Raw genomic sequence first — 15,305 nt, forward strand, 5'->3', positions numbered from 1 at the left:
CCCCGTCGTGGCCGCACTCGGCAAGCGGTGTGGGTACCCCTCAGAGCTGTGGCAATTCACTCGAACACTCCCCACAATACGCATAGGACGTGTCGTTTTTCGCCCCACACTCCGGGCAGCGGGCGTACAATTCGCCGTCTTCGTAGACCGTGGGCGGTTCGCGGTCGGCTTCGCGGTCGCCTCCGGGGAAGCCCCCGCGGGATCCGCCGGGTTGCGTCCCCCACGGCGAGGCGGCGGGCAACGTGTTTCGCCAACCGCTCTGCCAACTGGCCGCGCCGCCGGCAGCGAACAGCACGACGCTGCCGGCGACGAGCGCGATGTCCCCGGTCGTGAGGTTCGCAAGCGACCCCTCCGGCGGGGCGAGAAACGGCCCGACGCCCCCGAGGACGAAGAGGGTGATACCCGCCATGTAACAGCTGAGGGCGAGCGCCTGCCAGGCCAGTGCCGATCGGAGTGACTCGCGCATGGTCGTCCTACGGGCTGAGCCAGTATCAAAGTGGCCGTCAGATCGCTCCTCGCGAGGCGAGCACCGCACGATACCGCTCGCCGGCCACATCCTCGGCGCGGATGGCATCCGGATCAGTCACTCTCGCCACTCTGTATCCACGTAACCCTGTCCAATCTCGGAACTCGACCAAGCCCAACGGAGCCGTGTTTGTTCGTGACGGATCGTTTGCTCGCTTTGCCTTCCGTTTCACTCCTCGCCGCCCTGCCACTGCATCTCGCCAGTTCGGGGAGCGTGAAAGCACGGCCACTTGACGTTCCCGGCCCGAGAGTCCGGGTCCGGCGCGGAGAGGTTTTTCGTGTTGATGAACGATTGCTCCCGCCTGTCCGTTATCGGGATCATCGGCAGATCCTGATGGGAGACCCACGCGAGCTCCTCGACAATCGGGGGCACATCATCGCCACGAGCTGTCGAGAGATCTTCGAGTCGCTGCTGGATGTCGACTGACATGGTGCCGTTGCCGTCCATGGCCAGCACCTCGATTTCCATGCCCTCCGCTGCACCGGGGTAGTCGTGGGCGTTCCCATTCACGCGCCCGAACACCCAGTTCAGCGGGAAGTACGGGAACGACGACCGCGCGCCACCCGGCGACCACGGCCTTGCAGCCATCTTGAACTCGCCGCTTCCGACAACGTTGTTGATGTTGTTGACGCGGTTCAGTCGTGCGTCGAATCCTGCCTGGGTTAGCTGGGAAACCACTGCCTGAATCACTTTTATCCAGTCGCTCCAGCCGCTCGGTACCGAAATGTCGAAGGAAACGGTGTCGCCGTCCATGGTCCAGCTACCATCGTCGTTTTTCTCGTAACCGGCGTTTTGCATGATTTCGGCGGCTCTCTCCGGGCCACCTTGCATCGCACCGAACGCCTCGGTGTCGATCCATTCGTCCTGGACTTCCGGGGATATCGCGGCCGGAGTCGGGAACGCGGTCTTGACCCGCGGTGCGACGGCATTCACTATCGCCTCACGATCGATGGCATGCGTGATGGCTTGTCGGACCGGCCGCTTTGAGATATGTGGCGCAATCTCCGGATTATGTTGCGGCAACAGGCCCACGCCCCAGTTGCCGGGGAAGGTGTACTCCTGCCAGTGGTCCGAGAGCGCCGTTTTGATATTCGCCGGCGTAAACACACTCATCACTGTGTCCACCCTATCGGACTGCATCACGTCCCACTTGGCCTGGTTCCCCGGGTAGGTCAGGAACCGGTACCGCTCGAAGTTGACGTTGCCGGCGTCGGGGTGCTCGGGATTGCGCTCCATGATGTACTGTTCTGTGTCTATCTCCTGTAGGCCGAAGATACCTGAGACGTAGTGGGGCTCGTCCGGAGCCATCGCTTGGATGTCCTCCCCGACGCCCGCTTCGCCGTCTTCCCAGAACCGCTGGTACAGTTCGTCGTACGGAGGGGCCATTTTGGCCTGCTGCAGATTCGAGAAGATCGCGAACTCGAAGATTGTCTTGTTGACCCGCTTGTTTGTCTCGATCACGAGCGTCTTCTCGTCAGGTTCGTCGAAGGAATCAAAGACATACGCGAACGGTGCCCCGGTCGCGAGGTTCATCACGATGTTTGCCTTGACGTCCTCGGCTGTGACCTCGTCACCGTCGGCGTATTTGTGCGGGTCTCGGATGTCCAGGGTGATCGTCGTGCCGTCGATCGACCAGTTTTCGATGAGTTGTGGGATCCAGACGTTGTTCTCCAGATCGTACTGGACGTAGCGCTCGTAGGCGAGCCACCGTCCCCAGATGTTCGGCCAACCGGCGTACTGGGTGTTCCAGTCCAGGATGTCCATCGAACGGGCGGCAACAGATTTAATCGTGACGTCGTATATCGTCTCTTTCTCGGTTGGTTCTTCTTCCTCGGTCGTCTCCGCTTCTGTTTCAGTCTCCGTGTCGGAATCGGTTTCAGTTGGTGTGTCCGTTTCAGTCTCCGTCGGTGTGTCGGTCTCTGTAGGTGTGTCCGTGTCTGTTGACGTCGGTGTGTCCGTTTCAGTTCCTGTCGGGGTACTCGTTGGTGTCCCCGTGTTCTCTTCGTTATCCGGGCCCAGCGTGGTGCACCCTGCCCCGGCACTCACTCCGACCCCCGCGAGACTGAGGAACAATCGTCGCGTCGTCTGCATATCCGCCGCCAGGTCTCCGTCCCGTGATGAGTCGGTCTCCCGTTGGTTTGCCGGGTCGGGTTGGTCCACATTGGATGCCTTTTCCTCTTCCCGTGACAATTCCGGGTGGACGTCGCCATCTGTCACCATGATGGGTCATCCTCTCACAATATTGGCTTGAAACTATCGGTAATCAGCTTCTCCCCGCTCGCCGAGTACGCCTGCTGTCAGGGCCGTGTTTCCTTCGCCGAAGTCACTGTCGAAACAGTTTCCAGTACCTGCTCGCTTAGCCAGTGTTCGTCCACGTAGCGCTCGTAGACCGGCAAGCGCTCGCGAAGCGGGACGCCCGCATCGTCGGCGATCGCCCGAAGTTCGTCCAGTGCCGGCCAGGCGTAGTCGGGATTGACGTGGTCGTCGGTGACCGGCGAGACACCGCCAAGGTCGTCGACGCCACAATCGAGCAATTCGCGCGTCCGGGCCAGATTCGGCGGGACCTGGACGCTGATCGTCTCGGGCAATCCCGCCCGTGCCATCGCGACCGTCCGGCGCATCGTCTCCAGACTCGGCGGGTCGCGATCCCAGCGTTCGTTCGGCGAAACGGGCTGGACGATCACCTCCTGGACGTGGCCGTACCGTTCATGGAGCTCACGGATCGCCAGGATGCTCTCGGCGCGATCTTCCCAGTCCTCGCCGATGCCGACCAGAATGCCGGTCGTGAAGGGGACGCCGAGTTCGCCCGCGGTCCGGATCGTCGCGAGTCGTTGGCCGGGCTCTTTCCGGCGCGAACCCGAGTGCGCGTCGATGTCGGCGGTCGTCTCCAGCATCACGCCCATGCTCGCGTTCAGATCGGCGACTTCCGCCATCTGCTGGCGGGTCTGATCGCCCGGATTGGCGTGGGGGAGCAGCCCCTCCGCAAGCGCGATCTCGCAGGCCTCCCGGAGATAGGTGTGGATCGAGTCGTGGCCCCACTCGGCGAGTTGGTCGTGGATTGCGTCGTAGCGGTCGTCGGGATCGTCGCCGAAGGTAAAGAGGGCTTCCGTACAGCCGGCGTCGGCCCCCTTCCGGCAGATCTCGCGGACTTCTTCGGGGGAGAGTAACGATGCTTCTCCCGGCGGATCGTAGTACGTACAGTAGGTGCAGGTGTACCGGCAGGCAGTCGTCAACGGGATGAAGACATTTCTGGCAAAGGAGAGGCTCTCAGCCGGGCCGACTTCCGCAGGAGTTACCTCAGTTAACCGCTCGATCGCTCTCCCGTCGATTGATAGGTCGATATCGTCATCTTCGCAGCTGTGAATCACAATAATCGGTTAGGAATCAACTGGAATGGGTTTTATTGTTCTGTTGGTTTGGGACCGAGTCGCTTATTATCTCAAGCCCTGCTTAGATACTTAATCCGGATAGAATTGCATCGTAAATCCGCTACTTGAATTCGGCTCTGAAAATTTCACAGTGCTAAGTCTCGGCGCTTCAGATGGTTCGGTAATATAGCCGTGGGGAGACGATTCATCTTCATTCACAGTCCCGCTAACCGTGTTGCCATAGACTGGATCACCATCGTCATCAAAAGAGATCTCAACGTTAGTCGTCACTTCATAATCGAAAGTGCCATCCCAGCACTGAACAGAAAAGCCATAGGGGTCAGATTCGGTAGTCACCCTCAGGAACCCGTCACCATCGGGTTTATCGACTAAAATTCGATATGGTTGGTCATCAAATATATACGTGTCTTCATCATATTCGGTAACGGTACCGACACCTGCTGAACCGATCGGGCCGACCCCGTCACCTGGCTCAAGGTTATCGCCCTCCTTGATATCTTTCTGCCCACTCTTATTGATCATTATGACATCATATCCCCACTTGCCGTTATCAGATGTTACCGTCACTGTTCCTGGGGTTGTGTCTTTTGCTGCTGTTACAGTTCCAGTTGCGGCCGCTCCCAAAATTGTTGCTCCACCAAGACCGAGTGTTTTGATGACTCTCCGCCGAGTCGCGGTGTATTCGCTTGTGTCACCGAACATCGCATATCAACCCAATGTGTCTATATGTAATAAATACTTCGGATATAACTATTCCATATACATCTCTATATTCCAACATATTTCCACTCTCTCTTCGAATCGAATGTAGATGGTCCCGAACCGGTCCATATTGAACGGTGACATGCTTCCGTGGATACCGGGGGTACGGTTGCAGTAGAGTCGACGAGCTTATATTTATAATACTCAATATCGGCGTGAGACGATGGAACGAAACGCAACGATCCTCTTTGTCGTCAGCATCTATCTGGTGTTAGTATCGATATTGTTCAAAATCCCGAACGAAAACCTGGGGCTGTCAGTGCTTTTTCTGACGATGAGTGCAGCCACACTGCTTGCGGGGATAAACGTCGAGAAGGAGTTCGTTGAGATCAACTGACGAGCTCGTTGCCGGGACGACAGCGGCGGTCACCGCTGGACGCTGACACGCCCTTCATCGATCGTCAGTTCGAACCCACGCCCGCGAAGCCACGCGGCCGCCTGGCACTCGCCATGTAACAGCACCTCGGCGAGGTCATCGGGTTCGTCGACGTCATTCGCCAGTCGGAAGGAGTCGACCTCGGTAACGCCAGCCCCGATATCACGAGCGACTGCCCGGTGATCCGTGATCGAGGCCTCGTGATAGTCGACGCGGAAGTCCGGATGACGGGCCACGATCGCGTTGGTTCCGCCACCACGACCCGGTGCGAGAACGACGTTTCCGTCAGCTTCGAACAGTCGATCCAGTGCGTCAGGTGTCACGAGCGCAAGGTCAGCCATGACGACTGCTATCGGTCCGTCAGCCGCCGCCAGTTGGTCGTTCACGGCCGCGTCGAGCGACCGTTCGTCGACGACGATGGGCCACTCGCAGTCGATATCGGTCGTCGCGAGGATCGTCGGCTCGAAGCCGACGGATTCGATCGTGCTGGCGACGTCTGCAAGCATGGCACGTGCAAAATTCCGTCGCTCGTCGGTATCGAGAACGGGGGCCAAACGGGTTTTCGGATCGCGACCGTCGAACGGAACGACGACGCGCATCTACCGGAGTTTGTCGTAGTCGTCCTGCTGGGAGCGCCAGTAGTAGATCCCGCCGCCCAGCAGCGCGAGCACGACGAGCGCGCCGACGCCGTACAGGACCAGTTGGGTGGTCTGGGCGGACTGCTGTGCGGATTCGGCGGTGCTTTTGGCGTCTTCAGCGAGGTCCCGTGCCTCGCCGAAGTTCTCGCCGCTACCGTCGAAGACACCGATCGCGCTTTCGAGCGTGCTCCGAGCGTCCTGGCTGTCCGCGTCCTCGACCGCCTCATTCGCCTCGTCGATCAAGGTCCGCGTTTGGCTGCTCTCTTCCGTGAAATGGTGGATCGAAACGGTTTCGATGCTGTTTACGTTGTCGCCCTGGATCCGGGTAAAATCAGCCCCGACAAACGACTGTGGCGGATCGTAGGAGAACTGTTCGACCGGTGGGACGGTTCCCGTAATCGAGACCTCGACGTGATCGAGGTTCTCCTCGCCGGCGATCGAGACCTCGAAACTCGTCGAGCCGTCGAAGCGGGTCGTGTTTTCGTCGCCACTGGGCGTGACCTTCGTGACTTCCCAGCCGGTCACGTTCCGGAGCTCGGTCGTCCCGTTGAGCCGCCACTGCTCGGAGGTCTCATAGACGTCCGAGACCGTCGCCGAGACGGTGATTTCCTCGCCGACCTGTGCCTCCGCTGGTGCGTCCGCAGAGACCGATGCGGCTGTAACTGCGCCGACCGCAGCGAACGCGAACACCAGCACCGCCAACAGGGTAACCCCCTTAGAAGAGCGGATCCAACTCATCTTCGTCATCTTCTACCAGCGTCTCTAAGTTCTCTTCGCTTTCGTCCCGGATCTCGTCGATATTGTCCTGGGCCTCGATGGCGACCTGCTGGAGTTCCTTGATCCGCGGCACGTTGTGAACTCCTGATAGCAGGATGACGCTTGCGACGTATCCCGAATCGGAGACGGGGTAGTCCCCGCCCCGGACTTCCATACTGCCGGTCTGCTCTTCGAGCCACTTGCGCCCGCGCTCGATCCCCTTCCGATTGAGGTGGCCCGGCGGGCCTGAGAGCACCAGTAGCGCGCGCTCGGACCCGTCGATCTCACAGGGGAGCGTCAACCGACCCAGTGCGGCCTTCCGGACCAGCGACGTGATGCGGTTGGTCGTGTTTGCCGATTCCATCGAGTCCGATGAATCGTCGCCCCGGAATCGCGAAAGCAACCCGCTGGAGTCCTCGAGGTCGACCTCTTCGGCCGCGTATCCGACCGTCGAGACACCGCCGCCCGCGAGCGTGTTGATGATTTCGCTGGAGTCGACGACGCTTTCGGCGACTTCGCCGGATTGTTCGACCTCACCTGCGCCAAAGAGAATACCAAAGCGCTTGACGATCTCGTCGTTGATCTCCGCGTAGCCCGCTTCCATGGACTCGCCTGTTTTCCGCCAGGCGTCGTTGTCGAAGACGAGCAGGTTGTCCACTTCCCGAACGAACGTCTGGAACGACCGGGCAGCGTTGAGGGTGTAGATGCCACCCTCGTCGCTGCCGGGCAGGATCCCGAGGCCGTAGACCGGCTCGGTGTAGATCCGCTTCAGGTGCTTGGCGAGGACCGGCGAACCACCCGACCCGGTCCCACCACCTAGCCCGGCGATAATGAGGAACGCGTCGACCTCGTGGACGGGAATGTTGTCGATGGCCCCTTGAACCTCGTCAATGTCCTCCTCGGCGATCTCCGCGCCGAGTTCGTTGTCCGCACCGACGCCGTGTCCCTTGACCCGCGCCTGTCCGATCAGGACACGGTTCTCCTCGGGAACGCGTTCGAGGCCGAGCAGGTCGGCCTTGGCGGTGTTGACCGCGACCGCCGACCGGACGATCCCACTGCCCGTCCGTTCGTCGTACTCCAGGAACTTGTCGACGATCTTCCCGCCGGCCTGCCCGAAGCCGATCATAGCGAGTTTCATAAGTGTGCCTCTTGGCCTGAAAACAGTCGGAATATGCGTATAAGCTTTTTGCCCCGTTCCCACAGAAAATACTGCGACGCTGAACCGCAACGCCCTGTTGTGATCTTCCGCCTTCAGATCCCGTTAAGGTACTCCCCAAGCGTGAGTAACACGTCGGGTTCGGTCCCGAAGTCGGTCACGTCGTTGTCCGCCGTGGTGTTGTCAAACTTGAGTGAGCGGTACTGATCGCCCCCCATCGGGAAGCCCGGGATCGCGCCGCCGATCGAGAGACCGACGCCCGCCAGCGCCATCGGGACGGGGACGACCGCGACTCGCCCGCGAACGAGCTTGGCGATCTGCTTGAGCGTGAGTTGTTCCGGGCCCCCCAACTCGTAGACCTCGCCCGCCCGCTCGTCGTCTACGACACAATCGGCCAGCATCGGCGCGAGGTCCTCGACCCAGATGGGCTGGAAGCGGGTCTTTCCGCCGCCCGGCAGCGGCGCGACCAGCGGCGGCGTCAGCTTCTTCGTGAATCCGACGAACTCTCCCCCGTCGCCGAAGATCACCGAGGGCCGGACGATCACCCACTCCAGGGCGGACTCTTGGACCACTTCTTCCGCGCGCCCTTTTGCGCGGATGTAGTGCGTGGAGCCGTCGGGGTCAGCCCCCAGCGCGCTCATCTGGACGAAGCGCTCGACGCCTTCGTCCTCGGCAGCTTCGACCAGGGTCTCGGTGCCGCCGAGGTGGATGCGTTCGTGCATCTCGTTGCCGCCCGTCGGGATGAACAGCGGCGAGAGCGCGACCAGGTTCACGAGGACATCGACGCCCTCGAGGGCGGGTTCGATCGACGAACGGTCCGTGACGTCGCCCGCGGCTGTTTCGACACCCGGGGGAAGGACCACGGAATCGGGATCGCGCGAGAGTGCCGTCACGTCGTGGCCGCGCTCGTCCAGTTCTGCACAGAGGTGTCGGCCGACGAAGCCGTCGCCGCCAGTGACAAGGACATCCATACCACGACATTTGGTCTCACGCACCCTAAACCTACGGTGGCCGGCAAGCCGGACGGGATGGGGCGGCAACCCGGAGGACACAGCGGACCGTCGCTGCCCGCCACAATGGTCGTTCCGCGACGACGAGCCGGCGGCCTTACGTATCCCGGGTTCGATCGATCGCTATGCTCATCACGCTCGAAGGGATCGACGGCAGCGGGAAGTCCTCCGCCTGGGAATCCTTGCGGGAGCACACCGCCGACCTCGACCCCGAATTCACCTTCACCCGGGAGCCGACCGAGTCGTGGTACGGCGAGGCCGTCCAGCGCTCGATTCAGGAAGACGACGCCGACTCCCTCGCCGAGCTGTTCCTCTACACCGCCGACCACGCTGCCCACCTCGCCGAGACCGTCCGGCCGACGCTGGACCGCGGCGATGTCGTCATTTCCGATCGCTATTCGGACTCGCGCTACGCCTATCAGGGTGCGACCCTGGCGGATCGGCTGGACGATCCCCTCGCCTTCGTCCGGGAGATCCACGAGCCCTGGACCCGCCCGCCGGACGCGACGATCTACCTCGATGTCGACGCCGAGACCGGGGCCGAGCGCAGCGGCGGGACGAACAAGTTCGAGCGCGTCGAGTACCTGCGGGCCGTTCGGGCGAACTACGAGCGACTGATCGACGATGACCCGGACCGGTTCGTCCGGATTGACGCGACGCAAGAGCCTGACGCGGTGCGGGCGGACGTTTTGGAGGCGGTCGAGGTGTTACTCGAAAACAAACGTACATAGTCGTTCAGCGACGCACGGAACGATTCACCGCCAAAATTCTGCACTTTCGATTATTTGTCTGCCAGTCGTTCGGCGACATTGGAATCGATCCGGTCTGCGAGTTCCTCGACGTCATCGTCGGTCAGATTACTTCCCGGCGCGAGTCGGCTCATCAATTCGAGATCGTCGATCTTCTCCTCGAAGGCACCTCTGGCGACTTCGGACCAGTTGATCTCCGGATGGTCCTCCATCCGATCCTTGAGGTCGTCATCGACGTTGACAGTCACTGTCGGCATACTCGTTCACCTGTTCGAACAATGGATACGCATGAACTTATAGATTCTGTGGATTCTGTGGAAACCACGGAAAACACGATGTGCTCGCCAGCGGCGCTTCGGGCGGATTTCTTCGATACAGTCTCAGAGTTGTGAGTCGAGAACTCTTGATTTAGTCTCTCTCCTTGTCCTCTCATCACAGATCGAATTACTCCGACTCGCCAAATGGGAACTACTTACTCGCTTTTCCCTCAGCATTTTCGTATCCTTCCTGCATCCATCCCAGCAGGTATTTCCCGGCAAGCCCAAGCAGGGCAAGGGCGGGCAGTCCAGCGAGTGCGATGAGGTAGAGCATCTCTCTGGTAGCCATGATCGCAAGTAACGACGTTGCTGCCATATACCTATTGGTAGATTGAACTACTCCCTGTCCGGTCCAATCGAACGCGGTCTCTGTGATTGTTTCCACAGTCGTACCGGTATCGGTCTTAGCTCCACACTGCCGAGTCACTCTCGCCGTGTCCACTTCCGTCGGTTCGGTTCACTCCGCTCAGTCATTCCCTCGGCGAACATCCCAACCCCGTCGGGTTTGCTCACTCCCAGGGATGGCCCGCGTCCTCGGGCCAGAGGGGATACCAGTAGGCCTCGTCGTCCTCGAGATCGAGTTCGCCGTCGAGCACGCTCTGGAGTTTGAACTCCGCCGTGGCGTCGCGCTCACGCTCGCCGGGCTTGGGTGCGAAGGGGTAGTACGACCCGCGGCGGAAGGAGTAGACCCAGTAGACGTACCGGTCGCTGTCGTCCCAGGCGGTCGAATCCTCGGGATCGCGGAAGGCGAAGACAGCCGCGAGCAGTCGCGAGCCGTAGCCGTTTTCGACGAGCGTGTCCGCGGCGAAGTGGACGCTCGTGATCAGGTCCTCGACATCGTCGTCCTCCAGGACGACCCAGGTGTAGCCGTGGGCGTCCTCGACGAACTCCGCCGTGGTGCCCGTCTCGACCTCGCCGGCGGCCAGGATCTGTCGGACCTCCGCGATCGCGTCCTGGAAGTCCGTGCTGTCGACATCGGAGAAACACAGCGCCGCCGCGCCCGCCGGCTCGTAGCCCAGGTCGGCCTCCATCGTGACGTAGGCGGTGCTCATCCCGAAGAGGTCCTCGGGGTCGGCGTCCCGGGTCGCGTCGGCCTCGGCTTTGAGCCCCAACGCTGATTTGATGCCCTCAAGCAGTCCCATACCGGTTGTTCCTGCGGTACGTACTTAGGCGTCGCGCTGATCATCCTCCGGAGACAACAGCGGGACCATCGTCCGTCCCACTCGGAGGCGACGCGATTCTCACGCGAGTCAGTCCGACTTGCTGAAGGTCCTCCCGTCAGGTTCGGGGTGGGCATTCGACCCTCGGCCGAGGAGCCGATCACGCGACGGCAGCAGCGACCGGTGTTTCACCAGCAGGAATCCTGTGAAGATAGCGAGGAACCCGGCGACGGTCGTCGAGTCGATCACCTCGCCGAGCACCAGCCAGCTCAACAGCGTCGCGACGACCGGCTCCAAATAGACGATGAGGTTGCTTTCAGTCGGGCCGATCCGGTCGAGGAGACTGAAGTAAAGCGAGAACGCGATGATTCCCGGCCCGACAACGAGGAAGCCGAGCGACGCAACCGACAGCGGTGTCCAGACGACAGTGCCGAGTGACTCGCCGGTTGCGTAGCCCGTCACGCCCAGCAGCCCGGAGCCGAGGACCATTGCCCAGCCCTGGAGGGCGACCGCCGAGAGGTCCGTCCGGAGCGGTCTCGTGGCGACGGACCCGAAGGCGAAACTCAGCGTGGCGAGCACGACCAGCCCTACTCCGAGCAGATCTGCGCTCGCAACCGTGCCCACGCCGATGTCGGAGATGACGACGACGCCTCCAAGCCCGACGACCAGCCCCAGGATCTGTAGCGTGGTGAGGTCGCTGTCGGGCAGCAACGCACTCGCGAAGACCGCCGTCAGCGCCGGGGAGAGACTTACCACGATGGCCGCGATCGCGGGCGGGACGTGTTCCATCCCCAGATAGAGAAAGGCGTGGTGACCCGCGATCATGAACGCGCCGGCAACCAGGACACTCCCCGCGTCTGCCAGCGACCGGGGGTACCAGCGACGCACCAACACTGCGGCGAAGCCGATCACTATCACGCCAACCAGCGCGTACCGGAGACCGGCGAACAAAAGCGGCGGAAAGTACGCGAGTCCCACGTCGATGGCCAGAAACGAACTTCCCCAGAGGATGCCGACTACCAGCGAGAGGACGAGCGTTTTCGATCGCATTAGGTAGATATCTAAGAGATAGATATAATAATCTGTCGGAAGATGGAATCCAATTCAACTATCGGCCAAATATTGGCGACAAATTCACACTGGGCTGCTTGACTGTCGCGATGTTGCTGCGCGAGCGAGCGGAGCATACTTACCGATCACCGCCGAGCGTGTCACGCATGGACGAACGCGACGTTCGGATACTCAAGGCGATCGCCGATCTCGGGACGGACAGTCCGGAGCAACTCCACGAGGAGACGGAGATCCCGATCTCGACGATTCACTACCGCCTCAACAACCTCCGGGAGGACGGCGTGATCGAGAACGATCTCAACGACATCGACCTGGACGCGGTCGGGTTGGGCGTGACGGTCATCGTCGAAGTCCTGGCCGAATACAGCGGGACCTACGACGCCGTCGCCGAGAAGTTCGGTGAGATCGAGGGGGTCACGCAGGTCTATCTGACGATGGGTGAGACGGATTTCATCGTGATCGCCCAGTTAACCGACTCCGATATGGTCGAACGGCTCATTAGCGACTTCGAGGCACTGGATGAAGTCGAGCGGACGAACTCGACGTTCGTGATCTCGACGCTCAAAGATAGCCATCGAGCGCTTGAAGCCTACGAACTTGACACCTTGCTTGCTGAACTTGTCGACGAGTAGCCCTCCGAGTGTCGACAGACACGCCGTTTCGCAGTCACTCCTCCGCGTCCGGATTGAGCTCCAACCACCCCAGTCTCACCACGGAGTCGCTTCGTGCTGGCACTTACCGTACTGAGACACTCGTGTGGGGCCGCTCGAGGCGACGACGATCGGGTGTCTCAGAACGCAGTCGTCCATTCCGGCCAGGTGCACCCGGATTTTCGACTCGCTCTTCTAGCTCTGAGAATGTCCATTAAATTTACATACTTACACTTCGCATTCCCACTTGGGTCGGCGACGTGACCCCGTCACCGACCCGGACGATCAGCCCATGATCGTCTCTACACCGGCCGGACTCCACCGCACCTCCGCCGCGGTGGTCCGGGTGTGTCCCCGTCGTTGTCATCATTGCCGCTTGCCGGGTTCCCGAAACCCGGCATCTCCCACCCCGCTTTTCTGGCGTCCCCGCCAGGTTTGGATGCTGCACGGTCTCCTCTCGCATTCCCCGGCGCTCGCGCGAGACCTTCCAGGGTTCGTCGCCCACCGCCGATCAACGTCGGAGCTGTGGCTCGCCGACGCGAGCCACGGATAAAGTATGCCCGGGGAGGGCTCCGAACCCTCGATCTCCGCATGACCCAGGTCCGGGGTGACGAACCCCGTGGCCATGCCGATGGCGCACACAGTGGAACGACCCTATGAGTGCGGCGCTATGTCCAGCTAAGCCACCCGGGCTCACCCCGAGATTGCGTGAGGGTCTTCTTTAAGCTTCTCATCTGTTCGTCGGCTGGTGATGCCACGCGAAGATAGCGGGCCGTTCGCTCGGCAGATTGCCAGCCGATCCGGTGTACCCGCGGATTTATGATACCGGACCGGTACACCTTGGATATGGAGATTCCAGACCTCGTCCACGAGGAACTGGGGGGCGAAGAGATCCGATCGGGGGTCGCCATCGGCGATGAGGAAGTCGTCTGTGCCACTGATTCGCGGACGCTCATCTATCGGCCCGAAGGGATTTTGAGCGACGAACGTATCGAACAGTATCCACACGACGTCGACCGATTGGCCCTCTCGGAAGGCCGACGCAAGACCACGTTCAAACTCACGTACGTCGACGGCACGCGCTCGTTCGCTGTCCCTGCCAGCCACGGTCGGGACGTCCTGACGCTCCTGCTGGAAGGCATCCTCGGCGTCGACGGCGTCCTCGACGAGGACGAATCCGTCGTCGGTGCGTTTCGATTCAGCGAACTCACGCTGGTCATCGCCGAGAACCGTCTCGTCAGACACATCGGCGAGACTGTCTGGGACGACGACTTCACCCAGTACGAATACGCCGACCTCACCGGGCTCGACTTTCAGGAGGGCAGCGTCGCAACGGAGATTGTCCTCACGATCGACGGCCGTCCACAGCGTATCAAGACACCCCGCGAGGATGCTCGCCTCGTCGAGGAGACCCTGAAAAAAGCCGTCTTCGAGTTCTACGAGGTGGCCACGATGGCGGAACTCCAGCGCGCGGTCGAAACCGCTGAGACCGGCGACGAGTCCTCGGCGGCCGACGAACCGGACGATCTCACGTTCGGTTCGGGCATCGATCCGCTCGTTTCGGAAACTGGCGACGAACCGTCGGACCCCTTAGAGACTGACTCCGAGATGGCGGAACCCTCGACACCGACGGAGGGGGAATCGACGACAGCCACGCAACCCTCTCAATCCTCTGTGGAGACGCCACAGCAAACGACGGAGCAGGGTGTGGACAACCGCTCGGATCCTGCGTCGACCGCTATCGGTACCGCAGGGACCGAAGACACGCCGTCTCCACAACAGACCAACAACCCGGACCGCTCACGCTCCACAGACGCGACACCCCGGACTGGGTCGTCCCCGGAATCGACTCAAGCAGCGACCGAAGACGATGTCGAGGCCCTCCGCGAAGAAGTCTCGGAACTGTCCTCGGCCGTCCAGCGGCAAAACCAGCTCCTCAAAAAGCAACACAACGCGATCAAACAGCTGTTCGGCGAGCTTCGCGATCAGTAACTTCCCGACTATTCCTCACTCTCTGCCGGTCACTTTCCGGATGCACGACGACCCGAACGGGCCGAGTTCGCGGTCGTCCTCGAACCGGATGAAATGGCCCGTCGAGAGCCCCGCGCCACAGCGTTGACACGAAAAGTCCCCATCGCGAGTGACGACCTGGCTCTCGAAGGAGACGTACTGTCCAGTCGTGGGGCGGACGAGTCCCGCCTCGCGCTCGATGATCCCGCGGCGCTCGGCGGTATCGAGGATCTCACGCGTCAGGTGTGGATCGGTCGTGACCGTCTCGATCCGGTCGACCGCCTCGGCCATCGACAGTTCGGCGTCCTCGAAGTTCGCGAGCAGCGTCACGCCGAGTTCCACCGGGTCGTTCGTCTCGTCCACACACGTCGTTCGTGCTCCGCCGGCATCAATCGTTGGCCTTCCTTGGCGATGTCTCTAGTTGGGCCTGTGTCGAACGGAATAGATTCCCAGTGCAAATCGGGTTGAACGTACGCCGAGGGAAGCGAGGCGTTTCACCGCCGGAGCCGTCGAAGACGGCGGAGGCGGCCGTTTTCACCACCGGGAGCGCAAGCGCTCCCGAGCCCACACTCACTGCGTTCACGTGGACCATGTTTTTGCCGGGAGCGGGTTGTGGGCCGACGGCCCGCAACCGAATGCCGTGGCGACGGAGACGGCATTGCCGTCTCCGATCGAGGCGGTGAAGCCGCCTCGCAGTCGCCACGCGGTGCCCGTAGCGAACGAAGTGAGCGAGGA

At 61.4% G+C, this 15,305-nt stretch carries 17 protein-coding genes and 1 tRNA gene; 4 read left to right on the top strand and 14 right to left on the bottom strand.

The genetic code is table 11. The features are described 5' to 3' along the window. Positions 1-40: 40 nt before the first annotated feature. The 4 genes from SVXhr_RS01600 to SVXhr_RS01615 all read right to left on the bottom strand — a co-directional run bounded on the left by SVXhr_RS01600 (position 41) and on the right by SVXhr_RS01615 (position 4,617). Positions 41-466 carry a hypothetical protein gene (locus SVXhr_RS01600; RefSeq protein WP_275738901.1) on the bottom strand — a complete coding sequence of 142 codons (426 nt, stop codon included), beginning with the start codon at positions 464-466 and terminating at the stop codon, positions 41-43. 228 nt (positions 467-694) lie between these two features. Then, positions 695-2,746, bottom strand: a complete 2,052-nt coding sequence (locus SVXhr_RS01605) for an ABC transporter substrate-binding protein (protein ID WP_275738903.1) — start codon at positions 2,744-2,746, stop codon at positions 695-697. Between the two features lie 77 nt (positions 2,747-2,823). Then, a complete protein-coding gene (gene cofG / locus SVXhr_RS01610) occupies positions 2,824-3,894 on the bottom strand; it encodes a 7,8-didemethyl-8-hydroxy-5-deazariboflavin synthase subunit CofG (RefSeq protein ID WP_275738905.1) in 1,071 nt (356 codons plus the stop codon). Between the two features lie 90 nt (positions 3,895-3,984). Beyond that, positions 3,985-4,617, bottom strand: a complete 633-nt coding sequence (locus SVXhr_RS01615) for a hypothetical protein (protein WP_275738907.1) — start codon at positions 4,615-4,617, stop codon at positions 3,985-3,987. A 223-nt stretch (positions 4,618-4,840) separates the two neighbouring features. On the opposite strand from SVXhr_RS01615, the gene SVXhr_RS01620 reads away from it, so the two are divergent. After that, complete coding sequence (locus SVXhr_RS01620; RefSeq protein ID WP_275738909.1) at positions 4,841-5,014, top strand: hypothetical protein; 174 nt, start codon at positions 4,841-4,843, stop codon at positions 5,012-5,014. Positions 5,015-5,043: 29 nt separating this feature from the next. Here SVXhr_RS01620 and cofC read toward each other — a convergent pair whose 3' ends face one another. The 4 genes from cofC to SVXhr_RS01640 form a co-directional block, all read right to left on the bottom strand. Continuing rightward, positions 5,044-5,652, bottom strand: coding sequence for a 2-phospho-L-lactate guanylyltransferase (cofC, locus tag SVXhr_RS01625; RefSeq protein WP_275738912.1), 609 nt, complete (start codon positions 5,650-5,652; stop codon positions 5,044-5,046). Then, positions 5,653-6,429, bottom strand: coding sequence for a hypothetical protein (locus SVXhr_RS01630; RefSeq protein WP_275738914.1), 777 nt, complete (start codon positions 6,427-6,429; stop codon positions 5,653-5,655). It abuts the gene before it with no gap. Then, positions 6,407-7,585, bottom strand: coding sequence for a tubulin/FtsZ family protein (locus SVXhr_RS01635; protein WP_275738916.1), 1,179 nt, complete (start codon positions 7,583-7,585; stop codon positions 6,407-6,409). The genes SVXhr_RS01630 and SVXhr_RS01635 overlap by 23 nt, the downstream gene beginning before the upstream one ends. A 113-nt stretch (positions 7,586-7,698) precedes the next feature. Further along, on the bottom strand, positions 7,699-8,574 hold the full coding sequence (locus SVXhr_RS01640; protein WP_275738918.1) for a complex I NDUFA9 subunit family protein: 876 nt from the start codon (positions 8,572-8,574) through the stop codon (positions 7,699-7,701). A 164-nt stretch (positions 8,575-8,738) separates the two neighbouring features. Between SVXhr_RS01640 and tmk the strand changes: the two genes are divergently transcribed. Then, on the top strand, positions 8,739-9,344 hold the full coding sequence (gene tmk / locus SVXhr_RS01645; protein WP_275738920.1) for a dTMP kinase: 606 nt from the start codon (positions 8,739-8,741) through the stop codon (positions 9,342-9,344). Positions 9,345-9,394: 50 nt separating this feature from the next. On the opposite strand, the gene SVXhr_RS01650 is transcribed toward tmk, so the two are convergent. The 4 genes from SVXhr_RS01650 to SVXhr_RS01665 form a co-directional block, all read right to left on the bottom strand. After that, the gene (locus SVXhr_RS01650) at positions 9,395-9,619 is read right to left on the bottom strand and encodes a hypothetical protein (protein WP_275738922.1); all 225 of its coding nucleotides are present in this window, start codon (positions 9,617-9,619) and stop codon (positions 9,395-9,397) included. 211 nt (positions 9,620-9,830) lie between these two features. After that, positions 9,831-9,968 carry a hypothetical protein gene (locus SVXhr_RS01655; RefSeq protein ID WP_275738924.1) on the bottom strand — a complete coding sequence of 46 codons (138 nt, stop codon included), beginning with the start codon at positions 9,966-9,968 and terminating at the stop codon, positions 9,831-9,833. Between the two features lie 220 nt (positions 9,969-10,188). After that, entirely contained in the window at positions 10,189-10,821 is a 633-nt protein-coding gene (locus tag SVXhr_RS01660) for a hypothetical protein (protein WP_275738926.1), read from the bottom strand. A 108-nt stretch (positions 10,822-10,929) separates the two neighbouring features. Next, the gene (locus SVXhr_RS01665; protein ID WP_275738927.1) at positions 10,930-11,889 is read right to left on the bottom strand and encodes a DMT family transporter; all 960 of its coding nucleotides are present in this window, start codon (positions 11,887-11,889) and stop codon (positions 10,930-10,932) included. A gap of 167 nt (positions 11,890-12,056) precedes the next feature. Between SVXhr_RS01665 and SVXhr_RS01670 the strand changes: the two genes are divergently transcribed. Then, positions 12,057-12,542 carry an Lrp/AsnC family transcriptional regulator gene (locus SVXhr_RS01670; RefSeq protein ID WP_275738929.1) on the top strand — a complete coding sequence of 162 codons (486 nt, stop codon included), beginning with the start codon at positions 12,057-12,059 and terminating at the stop codon, positions 12,540-12,542. 575 nt (positions 12,543-13,117) lie between these two features. Here the strand turns inward: SVXhr_RS01670 and SVXhr_RS01675 are convergent. Next, positions 13,118-13,253: transfer RNA gene (locus SVXhr_RS01675), tRNA-Met, on the bottom strand. Between the two features lie 153 nt (positions 13,254-13,406). Between SVXhr_RS01675 and SVXhr_RS01680 the strand changes: the two genes are divergently transcribed. Next, a complete protein-coding gene (locus SVXhr_RS01680) occupies positions 13,407-14,552 on the top strand; it encodes a hypothetical protein (RefSeq protein WP_275738931.1) in 1,146 nt (381 codons plus the stop codon). A gap of 15 nt (positions 14,553-14,567) precedes the next feature. On the opposite strand, the gene SVXhr_RS01685 is transcribed toward SVXhr_RS01680, so the two are convergent. Then, positions 14,568-14,933 (bottom strand): DUF5830 family protein, encoded by a 366-nt coding sequence (locus tag SVXhr_RS01685; RefSeq protein ID WP_275738933.1) that lies wholly within the window; start codon positions 14,931-14,933, stop codon positions 14,568-14,570. Positions 14,934-15,305: the final 372 nt, after the last annotated feature.

The sequence above is a fragment of the Halorhabdus sp. SVX81 genome (assembly GCF_029207715.1).
GTDB lineage: Archaea > Halobacteriota > Halobacteria > Halobacteriales > Haloarculaceae > Halorhabdus.